The 685-nt window shown below is 53.1% G+C and carries 1 protein-coding gene; it reads right to left on the bottom strand.

Annotated features, from left to right (window positions below):
• A partial coding sequence (locus CSC70_RS13920; protein ID WP_425501600.1) for a phage terminase large subunit family protein occupies positions 1 to 575 on the bottom strand: 575 nt, incomplete at its 3' end.
• Positions 576 to 685: the final 110 nt, after the last annotated feature.

The raw sequence follows: 685 nt of genomic DNA, 5'->3' as shown, positions 1-685 counted from the left end.
CCAAATTTAAGATACTGCTCCTCCCCGCAATGCGGGCAGGCAACATGAAAACGCATAAAATGCGGGGATTCACTGGCTGCACGCTCAATCTGACAGGTGCCTCTCACTTTTGGCGAGGAGCCACGGATGGACTTTGGCCAGACCGAGCCTTCAATACGCTTGTCACCCAGGAACGTCGGAGAGCCTTCCTGTTCAATATCATCATCAAAAGCAGCAAGTTCATCATAACCCGCCACATCCACCGACTTTTCACGGTAGTTTTTTGCCGCTTTACCGCCCAGGCACCAGAAGCCACGCCCATTAGTGAAACGCTTCATGGTGAGCGTGTTATCCCGGTGCTTTTTGCCATACCACGGGGCCAGCGCCAGCAGCGACGGAATATCACGAATAGTCGGCTCAACGTGGGTTTTCATAAAGTTCTCGGCATCACCATCCGTCGGCAACCAGATAAGGGTGTTGCGCTGCTTATGCTCTATAAAGTAGGCATAAACACCCAGCAGCATTTTGGAATAACCGACACGGGCAGACTTCACCACATTCACCTCACGGATGTAGTCGCTGCCCATCGCATTCATGATGGCCCGCTGAAAGGGCAGTGTTTCCCAGCGCCCTTCCTGGTATGCGGATTCTTTCGGGAGATAGTAATTAGCATCCGCTCATTCAACGGCGGTCTGTGGCTCCGGCC

Origin of the sequence: Pseudoxanthomonas kalamensis DSM 18571 (assembly GCF_010211745.1) — a bacterium.
In the GTDB taxonomy this organism is placed as follows: domain Bacteria; phylum Pseudomonadota; class Gammaproteobacteria; order Xanthomonadales; family Xanthomonadaceae; genus Pseudoxanthomonas_A; species Pseudoxanthomonas_A kalamensis.
The sequence above is the reverse complement of the archived record's forward strand: the minus strand, read 5'-3'. Positions and strand labels throughout refer to the sequence as shown.